1 protein-coding gene is annotated in these 18,733 nt (G+C 66.3%); it reads right to left on the reverse strand.

All coding sequences use genetic code 11. From position 1 onward, the window contains the following. Nucleotides 1-56: 56 nt before the first annotated feature. Nucleotides 57-18,146, reverse strand: a complete 18,090-nt coding sequence (locus tag ACLMAJ_RS02085; protein ID WP_412011715.1) for an amino acid adenylation domain-containing protein — start codon at nt 18,144-18,146, stop codon at nt 57-59. Between the last annotated feature and the right edge of the window lie 587 nt (nt 18,147-18,733).

The following is an 18,733-nucleotide window of genomic DNA, read 5'->3' on the forward strand; positions in this document are numbered from 1 at the left end:
AGGACGGCCGAACCGATGGATCGGGCGCGCCCACCACCTCGCCGGGATAAACGCGGTCATTGATCCAGTCGTAGATTGAGAATCCGGGCGATCTGAGCAATCGCACCCGGTTCGGTCATTGCGAGGTGCGTCGCATCGACGTCGAAAGTCGACATCTGCCCGCGGACCACCGGCGCCCATCCCAGGTGACCCGCAGCATCGGATCGCCTTTCACGTGTCGCGGCGAAATAGAGCATGTCGCTGTCCAAGACCGTTGGCCGCCATACGCTGGCTGCCCGGGTCGCCAGGTTGTAGGCGTCGGTCAGGCGCTCGATCCGTGCGGCGTCCATACCGAGGCCACCCCCCAGGTGCCGTTCGATCAGGTCGGCGGCCTCCTCGGCGGTCGCGTCGGGGCTCACGAAATCGACGCCCATGACCGGGCCCAGATTGCTGATCAGTTCTCCGGCCGTAACGACGCGCAGCATCGACTCGTCGACACCGTCCACCTCGGCGTCCAACAGTGCCAGTAGCGCGAGGTGTTCACCGGCGGCACGCATCACGACGGCAAGGGCATGGGCGATGACACCGCCCAGTGACCAGCCGAGCAAATGATATGGGCCGTGTGGCTGAACCGCGCGAATCTCGTCGAAGTAGCGTTCGGCCATTTCTTCGATGGATGTCGGACCGGGGGCCTCGCCGCCGATTTGTGGCGCCTGAATGCCGTAGATCGGCCGACCGTCGGAGAGGTACTGGTCGAATGCGCGGTAACACCATGAGAGGCCCGAGGCCGGATGGATACAGAACAGTGGTGCTCGCTGACCTTCGGTCCGGATAGGCAGCAGCACATCGAAGCCGACATCGCTACGGTCGACGACGGGATCGGAGCGCATGCTGGATTCGATCCGCTTTGCCAGGTCGGCCGGACAGTGATCCGACACCATCCAGCTGATCGGGATCTCGTAGTCGAGTTCCTTGCGCAACTCGCTCACCACTTGCACCGACTTCAGCGAGTTACCACCCAATGCGTAGAAGTCGTCATCGACGCCAACCCGATCCAAACCGAGTACCGCTCCGAAGGCCCGGGCAACCTGCCCTTCCAGCCACGACGAGGGCTCCCTGAACTCCGCTACCGCGAGCACCGGCTTCGGTAGCCGCGTGCGGTCCAGCTTGCCCGACGCGGTGAGGGGCACCGTGTCGAGCACCATCATCGTGGTGGGCACCATGTAGTCGGGCAGTTTGGTTGCCGCGTGCGCGGAGACCGCTGTGCTGTCGACCGTGGCGCCCACGGCAGGCACGAGATAGCCGACGAGGTGCTCCACCGCACCGTTGGAGCACACCACAGCGGTCGCCCGGGCGATGCCGGGATGCTGGGCAAGTACTGCCTCGATTTCACCGAGTTCGATACGCAGGCCGCGCAGCTTCACCTGCAAATCGGTGCGGCCCAGGTATTCCAATTCACCGGTCTGGCGCCAGCGCACCAAGTCGCCGGTACGGTACAGGCGTCGGCCGTCACCGTACGGGTCCGGCACGAACCGTTCCGCGGTGAGGCCCGGGCGTGACTGATAGCCGCGCGCGAGCTGGGCACCCGCCAAGTACAGCTCCCCGGCGACACCGGGCGGTACCGGATGCAACCGGTTGTCGAGTACGTATGCCCGCGCGTTCCATACCGGTGTGCCCACCGGCATGCTCCCGCTGTCGGCTTCGGTCACCCGATGCGCGGTCGCGCACACGGTGAACTCGGTCGGCCCGTAGAGATTGTGCAGCTCCACTCCGGGCACTGTTCGCCGCACCGCGGCCACCACCTCGGGGCCGAATGCCTCACCGCCCACCAGGAGCGTCCGCACCGACTTCAGCGACTCCGCCGACGCCGAGTCCACAACTACCGCCAGCATCGACGGCACGAACGCGGCGATCGTGACCTGCTGGGTGGCAATGGTTTCGGCGAGATAGGCCGGGTCGGTATGCCCGTCCGCTCGCGCGATCACCAGCCGCGCCCCGACCGCAAGTGTCGCGAACAGCTCCCACACCGACATGTCGAACGTGGCCGGGGACTTCTGCAGCACAACGTCATTCGACGTCAGTGCGTAGTTCCCGCTGACCCACCGCACCTGGTTGACCGCCGAAGAATGTGATATAGCAACACCTTTCGGTCGCCCGGTCGATCCCGAAGTGAAGAGCACGTATGCGACGTTGTGTGGTCGCAGTGGTGCGAGCCGATCGGCGTCGGTGACCGGGGCGTCATCGAATTCGGACAGCTCCAGCCCATCGAGGGACGACAGCTCCAGCACCGGTGCGGCGATCGACAGCATGTACGCGATGCGATCGGCCGGATGGTCCGGATCGACCGGCACGTAACCACCGCCGGCGGAGTGCACCGCGTACATGGCGGTGACCTGGTCCAGTGAACGCGGCATCCGCAGCGCCACCAACGATTCCGGACCCACTCCACGGGAGATCAACCACCGCGCCAACCGGGATACGCGAGACGCGAATTCCGCATAGGTCAGCGACTGTTCGCCGAATATCACTGCGGGCCGGTCCGCGTACGACTGCGCGGAGTGGGCGAAGACCGCGGCGAGCGTCTCCCCGGGAGGGAGTAGCCGATCGGTCGAATTCCACTGCGTCAGAACGGCTTCCCGTTCATCTTCGCCGAGCAGATCGACCTCGTGCACCGGCTGTGCCGAATCGGTCACCAACGCGCTGAGCAACCGCAGCAGACGATCGACGATCGTGGTCACCGTCGTCGCGTCGAAGATCCCGCTCGCGTAGGTCACCCTGCCGCTGATGCCGGCCGCGGCACCGGTGGAGTCGTAGGAATCCGACACCGTGATCAGCAGATCGAACAGTGCGGTGTCGATGTCAGCTGTCACGGACGAGGCCGAGAGCCCCGGCAGTTCGAGCTGGGCCGTTCCGATGTTCTGGAATGCCAGCATCACCTGGAACAGTGGATGGTGGGCGTGCGACCGCGCCGGATTCAGCTCCTGCACCAGCCGCTCGAACGGAACATCGGCGTGCCCGAACGCGGCCAGATCGGTCCCGCGCACGTGCTCGAGCAGCTGGGTGAAGGTCATCCCGGGGGTCAACCGTGTCCGCAGCACCAGCGTGTTGACGAACATCCCGACCAGATCGTCGAGTTCGGGTTCGCCGCGCCCCGCGTACGGAGTGCCGATCACTACATCGTCGGTATCGGCCAGCCGGGCCAGCGTGGCCGCCAGCGCAGCGTGGAAGACCATGAACAACGAGGTGTTGTGTGCTCGCGCGACCTGCTGCAATCCCGCGTGCAGATCGGCGCCGACGGTTATCGGTAGGCTCGCGCCCATATAGGTCTGCACGGGCGGACGCGGTCGGTCGGTCGGCAGCTCCAGCAAAACCGGTAGCTCCGCCAATTCGAGTGTCCAGTAGTCGATCTGGGCGCGTAGCAGCGATTCGGGATCATCTTCGGTGCCAAGCACCGTCTGCTGCCAGATCGCGTAGTCGGCGTACTGCACCGGCAGCGGCGGCCAGCGCGGGGTCTCCCCGTCCAGGTGTGCTGTGTACGCGGTCATCATGTCCCGTGCCAGCGGGCCGAGCGAGGACCCGTCGCAGGAAATGTGGTGCACCACCACGGCCAGAACCCACTCGTCCGGCCCGAGCTCGAACAACCGTATCCGCACCGGCATCTCGTCCGTCACATCGAACACCGTCGAGACGAACGCCGACAACGACTCGGCCAGTTCCGGTTCCGTGACCGGGTTCACCGTTATCGGCGCAACCACCTCGGCGGCGGGGAGGACAACCTGCGACGGCTCGCCCTCGGCATTCGGGTATATCGTGCGCAGTACCTCGTGCCGGATCAGCACATCCTCGATCGCCGCGCGCAACGCGTCGAGATTCAGCTTTCCGGACAGCCGGAGCACGATCGGAATGCTGTAGGCGGCCGAGCCGGGTTCGAGCTGGTTCAGGAACCACATCCGCTGCTGTGCGTACGACAGCGGAATTCGCTGCGGCCGTGGCTGTGCGGTCAGCGCCACCCGACCGGTGTCGGCCCGCGATTCGGCACGGGCGGCCAACCTCGCGACCGTCGACGCCTCGAAAATCATCGCTGCCGGGATGGTCGCGTCGAGCGCGGCGCCGATCCGCGCGGCCACGCGGGTGGCGACCAGGCTGGTGCCACCCAGCTCGAAGAAGTCGTCGTCGACGCCTACTGGACCGTCGATGCCGAGGACGTCGGCGAATACGCCGGCCACTATTTCCTCCACCGGTGACGCCGGGGCCCGGAATTGCTTGGCCTGGACGACGGGTGCGGGCAGGGCCGCGCGGTCCAGCTTGCCATTCGGCGACAGGGGGATCACGTCGAGGATCATTACCGCTGTCGGCACCAGGTATGACGGCAACACCTCGGCCAACGCCGCCCGCAATTGTTCGCCCGAGAGGCTCGCACCGCTTTCGGGCACCGCATAGGACACCAACTGCGCTGGACCCGTGCCCGCATGCCACGGCACCGTGACCGCGTAAGCCACCTCCGCCCGCGCGCTCAACACCGCGTCGATCTCGCCGAGCTCGATCCGGTACCCACGGATTTTCACCTGGAAATCGTTGCGCCCCAAGAACTCCAGGGCACCGTTGGAATTCCAGCGCACCACATCACCGGTGCGGTACATGCGGCGGCCCGGTTCCCCGAACGGATGCGCCACGAACCGCGACGCATTGATTGCCGCCTTGTTCAGGTATCCGCGCGCCAGCGCCGGGCCCGCCAGATACAGCTCTGCGGCCACCCCCACCGGCACCGGCTGCAGCCGGTCATCCAGGACCAGTGCCTGTATTCCCGGCAGCGGGGCACCGATCGTCGGCCGGTCATCCGGTCGCAGCGCACCCGTCGACGTGGCGATTATCGTGGCCTCGGTCGGCCCATACAGCACATGGAACTTCCGGGCGCCTGCGACATCGGTGCCCGCCCATCGGCTCACCAGATCCGCCGGGACCTCCTCCCCACCGCACAGCACCAGCCGCAAGTCGTCCAGCCCGGCCGGATCCACCGACCCGAGCGCGGCCGGGGTGATGAAGGCATGGGTGATCCGCTGCACGCGCAGGAACTCGGCCAGCTCACCACCGCCGTAGATCCCCTTCGGCGCCACGACCAGTGCACTGGCCCGGCTGACCGCGATCAGGATCTCCATCAGTGCGGCGTCGAACGACGGCGACGCGAAATGCAACACCCTGGACGTGTGCCCGAGCTCGCGGTCGGCGCGCCAACCCGAGACGAAGTCGGCGATGCCGGCATGTGTGATGGCGACGCCCTTCGGAACCCCGGTGGATCCGGAGGTGAAGACCACGTAGGCGACATCCGCGGCCCGCAGCGGCCGGGTCCGCTCGTCAGCACCGATCGGGCCGCTCGCCGCCGCGTCGATCCGCGCGGCGACGGGCGGATCGTCGAGCACGATCCAGTCCACCGAATCGGGCACCTGGGCACGCGCCGATGACACCGTAACCCCCAGCGTCGCATCAGAATCCGACACGATCTGCTCGATCCGGCCGACGGGATAGCTGGGGTCCACCGGCACGTATACCGCACCCGACTTCACCACCGCCCACCACGCGACGACGGACTCGATCGACCGCGCCGCCGCCACCAGCACCGGATTCTCCGGCCCGGCGCCACCGCGGATCAGTAACCTCGCCAGCCGGTTCGATCGTTCGTCCAGCTGTGCGTACGACAACGTGGCGTCCCCCAAGACAACCGCGATACCGTCGCCGTTGTCCCGGACGGCCGAGGCGAACACCTCCGGCAGCAATCCGGACGGCTCCAGCGCCTCCCCCGCGGGTGCGCCCACCCGCGATGTGAGCGCCGAGCGCTCGTCGGCCTCCAGCCAGTCGATATCCCCGGCCACGACAGCCGGATCGTCGGCGACGGCTTCCAGTACCCGCACCAGCCGTCGGACAATTCCCGCCGCGGTCGCCTCGTCGAACAGATCCAGCGCATAGGTCAACATTCCCGAGATGCCATGCGCCACAACGTCATTGCCGGACGAATCGGACAGCACCAGTTGCAGGTCGAACTGGCTCGCCCCGGTATCCACATCCGCTCGTGCCACCCGGACCTCGGGCAGCGCCACATCGACCTTCGACAAGTTCTGGAACGCCAGGGCCACCTGGAACAACGGGTGCCGCGCCGCCGATCGCTGCGGGTTCAACTCCTCCACGACCCGCTCGAACGGCACGTCCGCATTCTCGAACGCGAGCAGGTCCGTCTCCCTGGTGCGCATCAGTAGCTCGGCGAACGGCTCACCCGTATCCACCCGAGTCCGCAATGCCAGAGTGTTCACGAACATCCCCACCAGATCATCCAGACCGGGCTCGCCCCGCCCCGCGACCGGGGTGCCGATCACAATGTCATCGCTGCCACTGAGCCGCCCCAATACCGTTGCCAGCGCCGCATGCATCACCATGAACAGCGACGACCCCCGCGACCGTGCCAGCGCGAGCAGCCGCTCGTGCAGGCTCGCGCCGATCTGCACCGGTACCCGGCCTCCCGAGAGCGATGCGATGGCAGGGCGTGGTCGATCCGCCGGTAGTTCCAGCCGGTCCGGTGCGCCCGCGAGCGTCGAGCGCCAGAACTCCAGCTGCGCGGACATCAACGATGCCGGATCGTCCGCGGCCCCCAGTATCTGCCGTTGCCACCACGCGAAATCCGCGTACTGCACAGCGAGCGGCTCCCATTCCGGCGCGTGTCCGGCCAGTCGCGCGGCATACGCCGCCATCACGTCACGAGCCAGTGGCCCCATCGACTGACCATCGCCGGCGATGTGATGGACCACCAGCACCAGCACGAATTCTCCGGTGTCACTGTCGCGCTCGGCGCCGAGCGCGAACAATCCCACTCGCATCGGCACTCGGGCAGTCACATCGAATCCGCGCCGCACGAACTCACCCACCACATCCGGGACCGAATCCGCCGACACCCGCACCAACTTCACCGGCACCGCCGGCTCGTCGAGCACGACCTGCCGCGGCTCACCGGAGGTTTCCGGATATATCGTCCGCAATGCTTCGTGACGTGCGACCACATCAGCGAGCGCGGCCGCCAGCGCCTCGGTGTCCAGCCGTCCCGACAATCGCAGCATCACCGGAATGTTGTACGCCGCAGAGTCCGGCTCGAACTGGTTCAGGAACCACATCCGCTGCTGTGCCAGCGACAGCGGTACGGGGTCGGGGTGCACTCCGGGCAACAGGGGCAACCGGGCCCCACCGCTGAGCGACCCTGCGCGCGAAGCCAATCCACCGACGGTCGGCGCCTCGAATACCGCCCGCACCGGCACTCGCACGTCCAGGGCCGCGCCGATACGCGCCACCACCAGCGAGGCACTCAGCGAGTCGCCGCCCAGCACGAAGAAATCGTCGTCGACTCCCACCCGGTCCACCTGGAGCACCTGCTCGAATGTCCGCGCGACCAACTCTTCCAAACCTGGCTGGGGCGCCCGGAATTCTCGCGCGAGGGCAGCCGGCTCGGGCAACCGTTCGCGATCGAGCTTCCCATTGGCGGTCCGTGGCACCTCGTCCAGCACCATCACCGCAGACGGCACCATGGAGCGGGGCAGCGCCTCGGCCAGCGCCGCACGCAACTCCGCGCCCGATACCGCTGTCCCGGCCGCGGGCACGACGTAGGACACCAGCACCGTTCGCCCGCCATCGCGGCGCGGCACTGTGGCCGCATATGCCACATCCGCACGAGCGCCCAGCAGCGCGTCGATCTCTCCCAGCTCGACCCTGACGCCCCGCACCTTCACTTGAAAATCGTTGCGCCCCAAGAACTCCAAATCGCCAGCGGCGCTGCGGCGCACCACATCACCGGTGCGGAACATGCGCTGACCCGGCTCCCCGAACGGGCATGCGACGAACCGCGCCGTGGTCAACCCCATTCTGGCGACGTACCCGACGGCCAGGCCCGCGCCGAACAGATACAGCTCACCCGCGACACCGTGCGGCACCGGCCGCAACCAGGTATCAAGGACCACGGCCGCGACGGGGCCGACCGGCCTGCCGATCGTGATCGCGACACCGGAAGCCAGTGCATCGCTGGCGGTTGCCCAAATGGTGCTTTCGCTCGGCCCGTAGAGATTGACCATGGTGCGATGCGGCGCCCACCGATCGACCAGTTCCGGCCCGACCGGCTCACCGGCCGTTGCCAGCACGCGCAGCCCGTCGAGACCATCGCACGCGACTGTGGCCAGCACGGAGGGGGTCACTACGGCGTGCGAAATACGTTCGCGTCCGATCAGATCCGCCAATTCCGGACCGGCGTAGACATCGGCCGGCGATAGGACCAACCGCCCGCCGGAGCCGTGTGCCATAAGCAACTCGAACACCGAGGCGTCGAAGCTGGGCGAGGCGACCTGCAGAACCACCGACGTCGGGTCGACGTCGAGTACTCGCCGCTGTGCCGCGACGATATCGGCCAGGCCACGATGGCCGACAAGTACGCCCTTGGGCGTTCCGGTCGATCCGGAGGTGTAGCTCACGTACGCGGTCTGATCCGGCCGAATCGGTCCGCCGCGTTCGGCATCGGTGATCGGCGTGGCAGAAACCGGGTCCACGGCGTCGAGCGTTTGCTCCTCGTCGAGGATCAGCCAGTCGACGCCGTCGGGAAGGCGCTGCCTGGCGGGCGTGTCGGTCAGCCCGAGTACGGTTTTCGAGTCCGACAGCAGAAATTCGATCCGCTCCGATGGCTGTGACGGATCGATCGGCAGGAATGCGGCACCGATCTTCGCCACGGCCCACAGGGTGACCGTCGCCGCCATGGATCGCGGAAACACGGAGGCGATGATCTGTCCCCGCCGGGCTCCCCGCCGCAGCAGGATCCGGGCCATACGTGCGGATCGCTCGTCGAGCTGCCGGTAGGTCATGGCGGCCGTACCGCACCGCACGGCGATCGCGTCGGGTTCGGCGGCTACGGAAGCGGCGAGTATCCGGTCCAACGTGTCCGGGATCGCGACTTCCGCACCCGAAACCGGCCACGACGGCCGCGGTTCCTCGCCGAGCGGCAGCTCGCCCAGCCGCACGTCGGCATTTGCGGCGATCCGGCCGAGTAGCTCGACAAAGCGGTCGAGAATGCGGCGCGCCGCCGCGATATCGAATTCACGGTCGCGGAATCGGAGGGTGATCCGCAGCCCCGTTGCCTCGCCCTGCTCGGACTGCTTCGGTTCCACGACCAGGCTCAGCGGGTACGGCGTTGCGTCCACACCGCTGAGCTTGTCCACCCGAAGGCCCGCCGAATCGACGAGTTGCTGCAGTGCGGTCCGGTCGACGGGGAACGACTGGAAAGTAATGGCGGTGTCGAAGAGTTCGGACAGTCCGGCACTGCGTTGAATCTCGGGTAGCCCGATATGGTGATGATCCAGCATGCGGGCGTGCCGCGCCTGAATGCCGGTCAGCAACTCCCGTACCGTCATGGTGGGGTCGAGCGGGACTCGCACCGGAATCGTATTCAGGAACATGCCCAGCGTCTGATCGACCAGCGGCAACTCCGGGGGCCGGCCCGACACCGAGGAGCCGAAGATGACATCGGTCTCGCCGGTCAGTACGCGCAGATTCAGGGCCCAGGCCGCGGCGACGGCCGTATTGAGGGTGACGGCAGCCTCCGCCACCGCTCGACGGAGTTCGCCGAAACGATCGTCCGTCAGCTCGGCCCCGACCTCGGCAGCCGATACCGAGCCCGCCGCACCGACATCGCGGGACACCCTGGTAGGTGCGTCGACATCCGAAAAGGCTTGTGCCCATGCCGCTTTGGATGCAAAGCTGTCCTGTCGACCCAGCCAGGACAAATAGTCGCGGTAGCAGGGAGCTGGTCCGGCGGAGTCGATATGCGCGGGAGATCCGTAGTAATCGAGCAGTTCTCGCATCAACAGCGGCATCGACCAGCCATCCAGGATCACATGGTGATTCGTGACCAGCAGCTCGAAGGTCCCCGCATCGAGACGGATCAGTGTGAAGCGCAGGAGCGGAGGAGCCGACAGGTCGAATCCCGCCGCCGCGTCCGCTGCGGCAATCGATCCCGGGTCGGCCGGGGATCCCGCATCGCCACCACCGGCGAGATCGATCTCCCGGAACCCGATCTCGGCATGGTCCAGCACGATCTGGCACGGCCCGGCCGAGGTCTCCACAAAGGCGGCCCGCAGGATATCGTGCCGGTCGACCACGGCCTGCGCGGCACGTCGCAGACGCTCACCGTCGACCGCGCCGGAAAATCCGATCATCGTCTGGACGGTGTAGTTGTCCCCGGTATCCGGGTCGAATGTCGAGTGGAAGTGCACACCGGACTGCATGGGCGACAACGGCCATATGTCGGACAGGCCGTGGTACTGCCGATCGAGCCGATCGATGTCGGGTTGGGTGAGCGCGACGAGCGGAAAATCCGAGGCGAGAAACGCGCGATCCACCGTCGGGAGTCGGCGGGGTTCCTCGACTGTCGCGGGAGCCGCACCGCCGCCCGCTATGGCGGCGAGGGCGGCAACTGTCTTGCCTTCGAATACATCTCGTGGCGTGAACGTGAGCCCCGCCGATCTCGCCAGCGCCACCAGCCGCATCGAGACGATGCTGTCCCCGCCGAGCGCGAAGAAGTTGCTATCGGCAGACACAGTGTCGATACCGAGCACATCGGCGAACAGTTTCGCCACGATCTGCTCCAGCTGCGTCGACGGCGGTCGGCCGCCTGCGGCGTCGAACTCGAAGACCCGACGCTGCAATGCTTTCCGATCGATCTTTCCCGTAGGCGTGCGCGGCATCTCCTCGAGCCGCACGATCGCCGCGGGATTCATATAGCGGGGTAGCCTGCCCGCGAGGTCGTCGCCGAGTGCCGCCACATCCACGGTAGCGCCCGGTGCGGGGACGAAATAGGACACCAGAACCGGTTCGCCGGCAGGCCCTTTCACCACAACGCTCGCGACGCTCGTCACGTCCGGGTGCCGGGCGATATGGGCATCGACTTCCCCCGGCTCGATCCGCAGGCCGTGAATCTTGACCTGCTGATCGCAGCGGCCCAAGTATTCCAGGGCCAACCCAGCGCGTCCGCGCACCCAGCGCACGGAATCACCGGTGCGGTAGATCCGCTCGCCGCGGGTGGATCGCGGATCCGCGACGAAGCGCGACGCGGTCACGCCCGGTCGATCGACGTACCCGCGGGCGAGTCCGGCCCCACCGATATAGAGTTCGCCCGCGACACCGACCGGCGCCGGTCGCAGCCACATGTCGAGGACCATCGCCGACGCGCCTCGGATCGGGCCGCCGATCGTCACCGGCTCGCCCGGTACGAGAGCATCCGAGCCCGTCGCCCAGATCGTGCACTCGGTTGGTCCGTAATGATTCATCAGCCGTCGCCCAGTGCCCCATCGGTTCAGGGTGTCCGGGCCGGTCGCTTCGCCGACGACGGCGAGCGATGTCAACGACGGCATCCGGGCCGGATCCATGGTGTTCAGCACGGACGGGGTGATGATCGCGTGCGAAACCTGCTGCGACCGAATCAATTCCGCGAGATCGGGCCCGCCGTACACCTCCGGTGGCGCAACCACGAGACAGGCGCCACTGCCGTGCGCCAACAGCAACTCCGACAAGCAGGCGTCGAATCCCGGTGACGCGACCTGCAACACCACCGAATCCGGACCGACACCGAAGGCGTCGACTTGCGCCGCGACAAGGTCGGCCAGACCTCGATGGCTGAGGTGGACCGCCTTCGGTTTGCCGGTCGATCCGGACGTATAGATCACATATGCCGCATTGTCGGTAGACAGCGATTCGGCCCCGGCCCGGACATCGGGCGGACGAGGTAGCCCCTCCTGAACGTCCGAATCCGCAGTATCCAGGATCAACCAGTCGACAGTATCCGGAAGCTGCGGTACCAGAGCGCTGGTCGTCACGCCAAGACCGGTCCCGGAGTCGGACAACAACTCCCCGATCCGCGCGGCGGGATTGCCGGGATCCAACGGCAGGAACGCGGCACCTGTTTTCGCCACCGCCCAGATCGCAACGACCAGTTCGGCCGAACGGGGAAGGGCCAATGCGACGATCGATTCGGCGCGAGCACCGTGGTCGGCCAGCAGGCGAGCGCACCCGTCGGCGCGACGCTCCAGCTCACGATAGGTCCACGTGATGTCGCCGCACCGGACAGCCACGGCATCCGGATACCTCCGCGCGGTCCCGCACAGGATGTCGCGCAGCACGAGCTCCGCGGCCGGCTCCGCACCGCCGACCGAAAGTAGTTCCGCGCGTTCGGAATTCCAGCAGGCGGAGATCGCGGCGACCTTCCGGTCCGGATCCACGACGATCTGCGTGAGCAGCAGCTCGAATCGTTCGAGCAGCGTGCGGGCATCATCGGCATCGAATCGGTCGGTGGCGAATTTCAGTGTCACCGTGTAGGTACCGGGCTCGTCGGCGTCCGGTCGCCCGTCGCGACTCGACCGCGGCGGGGTCACTTGCAAACTCAGCGGATACGGCGTGGCATCGTGTGCGTCGATCTCGACGAACCGCAATCCGGCGTCGGAGAGATTGCGCGCCAACAGTTCCCGGTCGAGTGGATAGGACTCGAGCACCGTCGCGGTGTCGAACATATCGGTGATACCGGTGGCCCGTTGCAGCTCCGCCAGGCCGATGTGCTGATGGTCGAGCATCGCGACCTGCTCGGATTGCACGCGGACGAGCAGGTCACCGACGGTTTCGTCGGGTTGGAGCCGGACTCGGACGGGCAGCGTGTTGACGAGGAGCCCGACCATGCGCTCGACGTCCGGAATCTGCGGCGGGCGGTTCGAGATCGTATTGCCGAACACCACGTCCGACCGCCCGGTCAGGGCGGCCACCAGCAATGCCCACGCCACCTGCAGAGCCGTATTGGCGGTGACGCCGTGCGACCGGCCCAGATCGAGAATCGCGGCGTCCAGCTTCATGCCGACTTCACCGGCGTGCGCGGTGACGGTCCGATCCGGCCCGCCCGAGACCCGCGTCGGACTGTCGATTCCGGCGAGCCTTTCCCGCCACGCGGCGGTCGTGGCGTCGCGATCCTGCGCCTGTAGCCACTGCAGATACTCTCGGTACGAACGAGGGGGCGCGAGCTCGGCGGTATCGCCATCGGATATGTACAACGAGAGCAACTCGTGGATCAGCAGCGGCATCGACCAGCCGTCCAGCACGAGGTGGTGGTTGGTGACCAGCAACTGGAACATATCGTCGCCGGTGCGCACGAGGTGGAAACGCACCAGCGGGGGCCGGCCGGGGTCGAACGGAGCCGCGGCCGCCGTCGCGAGTTGCCGAAGTGCTTGCTCCTGCCGACCGGCATCACTGATCTCGGTGATACTCGACTCGCCCCAATCGACCCTTGTGCCGCGCAAGACGATCTGACGTGACCCATCGGCACTCTCGACGAACGCGGTCCGCAGGCTGTCGTGCCGGTCGATGAGCACCTGCGCGGCCCGCCGCATCCGCTCACTGTCCACCTGCCCGGCAAACGTCAGCGCCACCTGCACGATGTAGCCATCGACGCCGTCCCGGTCGTAGACCGTGTGGAACAGCAGCCCGGACTGCAAGGCGGTGAGTGGCCACACATCGGTCATCGACGGGTACTCCCGCAGCCAGTGGTCGACATCGTCCTGCGATACCGCGGCGAGCGGGAAGTCGGATGGAGTGAAGCCGTATCCGGTTTCGGATCGGACGTGATCGGCAAGCGCCTCCAGGGCTCGCGCCCACAGCCCGGCGAGCTCGTCGACCTCCTCACCTGCCAGCACGTGCGAGGCGAACTCCCAGGTCGCGTCGAGTTCGAGCCCATCGCGACCTTCCTCTGCGATCGCATTGATATCGAGCACGGCCGACAGCGCCATCCCCGGATCGGTCGTCGCGGTCAGTGCGGTGAATTCGGTGGTGGGTGCCCATGGCCCCGAGCGTTCACCGACACCCACCCGCCCGAGGTAGTTGAAACTGATCTGCGGTTCGGGCAGATCTGCGAGCTCGGCGCTGCCCCGGGAATCGAGGTGACGCAGCATCTGATAGCCGATGCCGTTGCCGGGCACCGCGCGCAACTGCTCCTTCACCTGCTTTATCGCCAGTCCCGCACTCATGCCGCCGGCCAGCGCATCGTCGAGGTCGACATCCTCCCATTCGATCCGGACCGGGCAGCGTGTGGTGAACCAGCCCACGGTTGCGCTGAGATCGGCGCCGGGTACGGCCCGCTCCTCGCGGCCGTGTCCCTCCAGCGAGATCAACTCTCCGGCCGCCGCCGTACCGCGCCTGCGCCGCCACACGCCGAGTGCCAGTACCAGGGCCGTAAGCAGCGGATCCTTGGGACTGCAATGGAAGCGGTCCGGAATGGTGGTGAGAACCGCCTCGGCAACCGCTGCCGGGATGCGCTGATGTACCCGGCCCGCCGTGGCCACGACGTCACGATCCGGGATCAGACGACGCGATCCGAGTAGCTGATCGCCTCGCTCGAGTACGCCTTTCCACAGGTCGAGCTCCGCCGACCGCCGGCCCGGCGCCTGCTCGACCATGCCGTGCACCCACCGCCGGAACGAGGTGGTGACCGGGCCGGAAGGCGGTTCGCCGCCGTCGGATACCTGCGACCAGGCCTGCGCGAGGTCGGTGAGGATGATGCGCCACGACACCGCGTCGACAGCGAGATGGTGGATCACCAGCCACATCAGGTCGGGTCCCGAGCCATTGCCGTCCTGAATCCAGACGGCCTGAACGAGCACGCCGTTGCTCGGGTCCAATCGATCCGCGGCTTTGTGCAGGTGACGATCGACTTCGGCCGCGTCACGTCGATCGAGCTGAACAACGACGAGCGCGGCGTTCGGGTCGACCGCTTCTCGATCGAGTACCTCGACGTACCGATCAACCGAATCGCCGCCACGCAGTGCCGCACGCAGCATGGCGTGGCGGTCCAGCAGGGATCCCAATGCGCGCGCGAGCCCCGCCCGATCGACCCGATCGGGAAGCTGCACGAGCGCGGCCTGCGCGAACCGGTCGTAATGACCCCGATCGAGCATTGCGCGCATGATCGGTGACAACGGCATCGGCCCTACGCCGCCACCGGGCAACTCGGCCAACTCGGGGGTCTCGTCGACTTCGGTCGCCGTGGCCGCCAAGCCCGCGACGGTCTTGTGCACGAACACATCCTGTGTGGAGAAACTCAGCCCCTCCGCCTTGGCCCGCGCCACCAGTCGGATCGACAGAATGCTGTCGCCGCCGAGGGCGAAGAAGCTGTCCTCCGCCCCGACTCGAGGCACGCCGAGCACCTCGGCGAACAACCCTGCGACCACCTTTTCGCGGGCGGTGGCCGGCGCCCGGCCGACCGGCGCGGTCCCGAATTCGGGCTTCGGTAAAGCGCTGCGATCGAGCTTGCCGAAGGCGTTCACCGGGAGGCTGTCCAATGACAGGATCACCGCCGGGACCATATGCGGCGGCAGCGAATCACCGGCGAAGCGCTGGAGTTCGAGCGGATCGATCCGACGGCCGCTGACCGGAACGACATAGGACGCCAGCACGGTCGTGTCCGCGTTGTTCTGCACCGGCACCGTGACGGAAAGATCCACGTCCTCGTGTGTGGTGAGCACGGCGTCGATTTCACCGGGTTCGATCCGGTATCCGCGGATCTTGATCTGGAAGTCGCGGCGCCCCATCAATTCCAGCGTCATCTCGGCGTTGTCGCCGGTCCAGCGCGCGATGTCGCCGGTGCGGTACATCCGCTCGCCGACGCCGCCGTACGGATCGGCGACGAACCGGGCGGCGGTTTCGACGAACAGATGGCTGTATCCACGGGCCAATCCCGGCCCGGCGAGATACAACTCGCCCGCGGCGCCTCTTGGCACCGGTTGGAGCGTTCGGTCCAACACCATCGCCGAGACGCCACGAATGGGGCCACCGACCGTATGGGCGTTGCCGGGACTCAGCATCGCGCCGACGGCAGTGACGGTGGCTTCGGTGGGACCGTATTCGTTGTACATGGACAAAGAATGTGTCCACCGCTCGATGACGTGCGGTGGACACACGTCGCCACCGACCACGACCACCCGCAGGTCGGTCGCCGAATGCGGGTCCACGGTCGCCAGCATCGTGGGCGTCAGCGTCAGGTGGGTCACGTGCTCGTCGGCCAGCAGTTGCGTGAGCGGCTCACCGCCTGTCACCTCCGGCGGCACGATCACCAGCGTCGATCCGTTCGCGAAGCAGGTCAGAAACTGCTCGAGGGAGGCGTCGAAACTGGGCGAGAGGGCATAGGACACCCGGGATGTCGTGTCGATGCCGCACTTGGCGGCGCGGTCGGCAACCAGATTCGCGAGGCCGGTGTGCGTGACCTGGACGCCTTTCGGCGCTCCGGTGGATCCCGAGGTATAGGTGATGTAGGCGATGTTGGACGGCCGTAGTGGGCAGATACGGTCGTCGTCGGAAATCGGCGCGCTCGCAGTGTCGCGGTCCCCCAGGGTTGCGGGGTCGTCGAGAACCACACAGCGCATCGACGGGAGCCGCGCGCGCAGGGCGTCGACGGTGATCGCCACAGCTGCGCCGCTGTCGGCGACCATATGTTCTATCCGCTTCGACGGGTACTCGGGGGCCAACTGGACAAACGCGGCCCCGCATTTCGCGACCGCCCACGTCGCCACAACCGATTCGACAGAGCGTCGCAGCATGATCGCCACCGCCGTGTCCGGCCCACAACCCAGAGCTATCAGATGCCGGGCCAGCCGGGAGGATCTGGAGTCCAGCTCACCGTAGGTCATCGTCCGCCCGGCCGAGGTGATCGCGCACGCACCAGGATTCCGGCGCGCGCTTTCGGTCAGGATCTCCGGAAGCAGCCGTGTTTCGCCCCCGAGGGGCCCCCGCACCGGCAGCAGCGCAAACCGTTCCTGCGCTTCGAGCAGCGGCAGTCTGCTGACCGGACATCCCGCTCCCCCGGCGAGGAATTCGTGCAGAAACATGCGGAATCGCCGGTGGTGACCAGCGAGCTCGTCAGGGCCGTAGACATTCGGATTTCCCTGGAAGTCGATGTGCGTACTATTTCTGCCCGCGCCCGGGTAGATATTGACGAAAAGGTCGGCGGTAGGGCCTGAGGTGAGGACGTTCAGGCGGCCTGTCGTGTTACCCAGCACAACCTCGTTCTCGATCATCATGAGGTTCACGGCCGGCCCGAAGGATGCCGTCTCGTCGCGCGCGATCCCCATGTCATGGAATATGTCCTCCTGGCGGTAGCGCTGCCGCCGAAGAGCACTCGTCAACTCGCTTTGCACAGCGGCGATCAGTTCACCGACGCTGCGACCGGCGACCTGAATTCGCAGCGGGACCACATTGGCCACCATCCCCCCGGAACGGCGCAGCACGGCTGAGTGCCGACCCGAAACCGGCAGGCTCAGCATGACTTCATCGCTTCCGGTCATCCGCGCGAGAAAAGCGGCGAACGCCGCCACGATGGTCGGGGTCACGCTCGAGCCGTGCGCGAGCGCGACGCTTTCCAGCAGAGGTGCGGTGACGGCGGACAGCTCTGTGCTGACCAGCGCCGGATGGATGGTTGGTTTGCCAACGCGACCGGCCAGGCTGACCACGGGAGGCGCGCCTGCCAGGTGCTCCAGCCAGTATCTGCGGTCGTTGTCGAAACGCGTCGAACCTCGGTAGGCCAGATCCTGCTCGACGACGTCCGCCATGTCCTGCGCCGTGCAGGGCGCCGCTTCCTCGAGCTTCACCCAAGCGTTGTACAGCTCGGTAATCCGGTGCAGCATTGTCACCGCGGCAAACCCGTCGAGCGCGATATGGTGCGCGCGCTGGTACCACAGGAAATGGTCCTCGCCGACCTGGAACACGATGCTCGTCATGAGGTCGTCGTTCAGCAAGTCCAGCGGAGCAGAATAATCCTGAGCCATCATGCTGTGCGCGGTCGCAACCGGATCGGCGTGCCGGCGCAGGTCCATGACCGACACCGGAACTCCCCGTTCCTCGTCGAGGAACTGACCCGGCTCGCCGTCGACCTCGATCAGGCGCACATGCCCGGATCCGAACTCGCGACTGGCGGTTCTGCAGGCCTCGGCAAGCAAGGGCGCGTCCAACTCGCCGACGATCTCGACGTATTGGGCCACAGATATGGGCGATGATTCCGCGAGATGCTGAGCAAACCAGATTCCCCGCTGCGCCGCAGTCAGTGGAAGAATGTCGAATGACGGAAGTCCCATGTATCCATTAGCGGTGGAACGCGTGGAACCGTTACTCGAATCCAGGTTTCCAGAAGAACGTAATGAGCTGACTTCCGGCCATTTCGACCGGTCCGGACTATCACCGATGCCACCAGCTCGGCCCATTTCGACCTCCGACGATATCGTTCTTTCTTCAGAAGCATCAGTTCTATTGCTGTCAAGTTGCCGATATCAATTCGTTAGAATTTCGCAACATAGTTGCGGCAATCGGATCACCCCTCGAGGAAGGCATGTGCTCATTGCGATCGACACCCGACCTCGCCGACGCGTTCGCGACGTTCTTGCCGGTCAGACGTCTCAGTCATCCATCCACCGTCAGATTTCCCCTGGTCCAGGACCCGGAGACCGAAGTTGCAAGTTTTGAGTCGCGCGGACGATCGGCATTTCAACGCCGACCGCAGGGTAGTGGAGCCATCGGCAAACTGACCATGACGGGACCATGGCGAGCATTTGCCAACTCATTGCTACTATATGTTCTTAGCCACTCCTTCGCGCTAGTTTAAGTTTGCCGTACCACGTTATAGCCGTCCTGAATTTGCGGCAAGTGCCTGCGCAGTATTTGCAGT

It is taken from the genome of Nocardia arseniciresistens, from assembly GCF_046764875.1.
GTDB lineage: Bacteria > Actinomycetota > Actinomycetes > Mycobacteriales > Mycobacteriaceae > Nocardia > Nocardia arseniciresistens.

Coding starts and splice junctions, on each gene's coding strand:
- ACLMAJ_RS02085 (WP_412011715.1), bottom strand. CDS start 18,146: ATGGGACTTCCGTCATTCGACATTCTTCCACTGACTGCGGCGCAGCGG.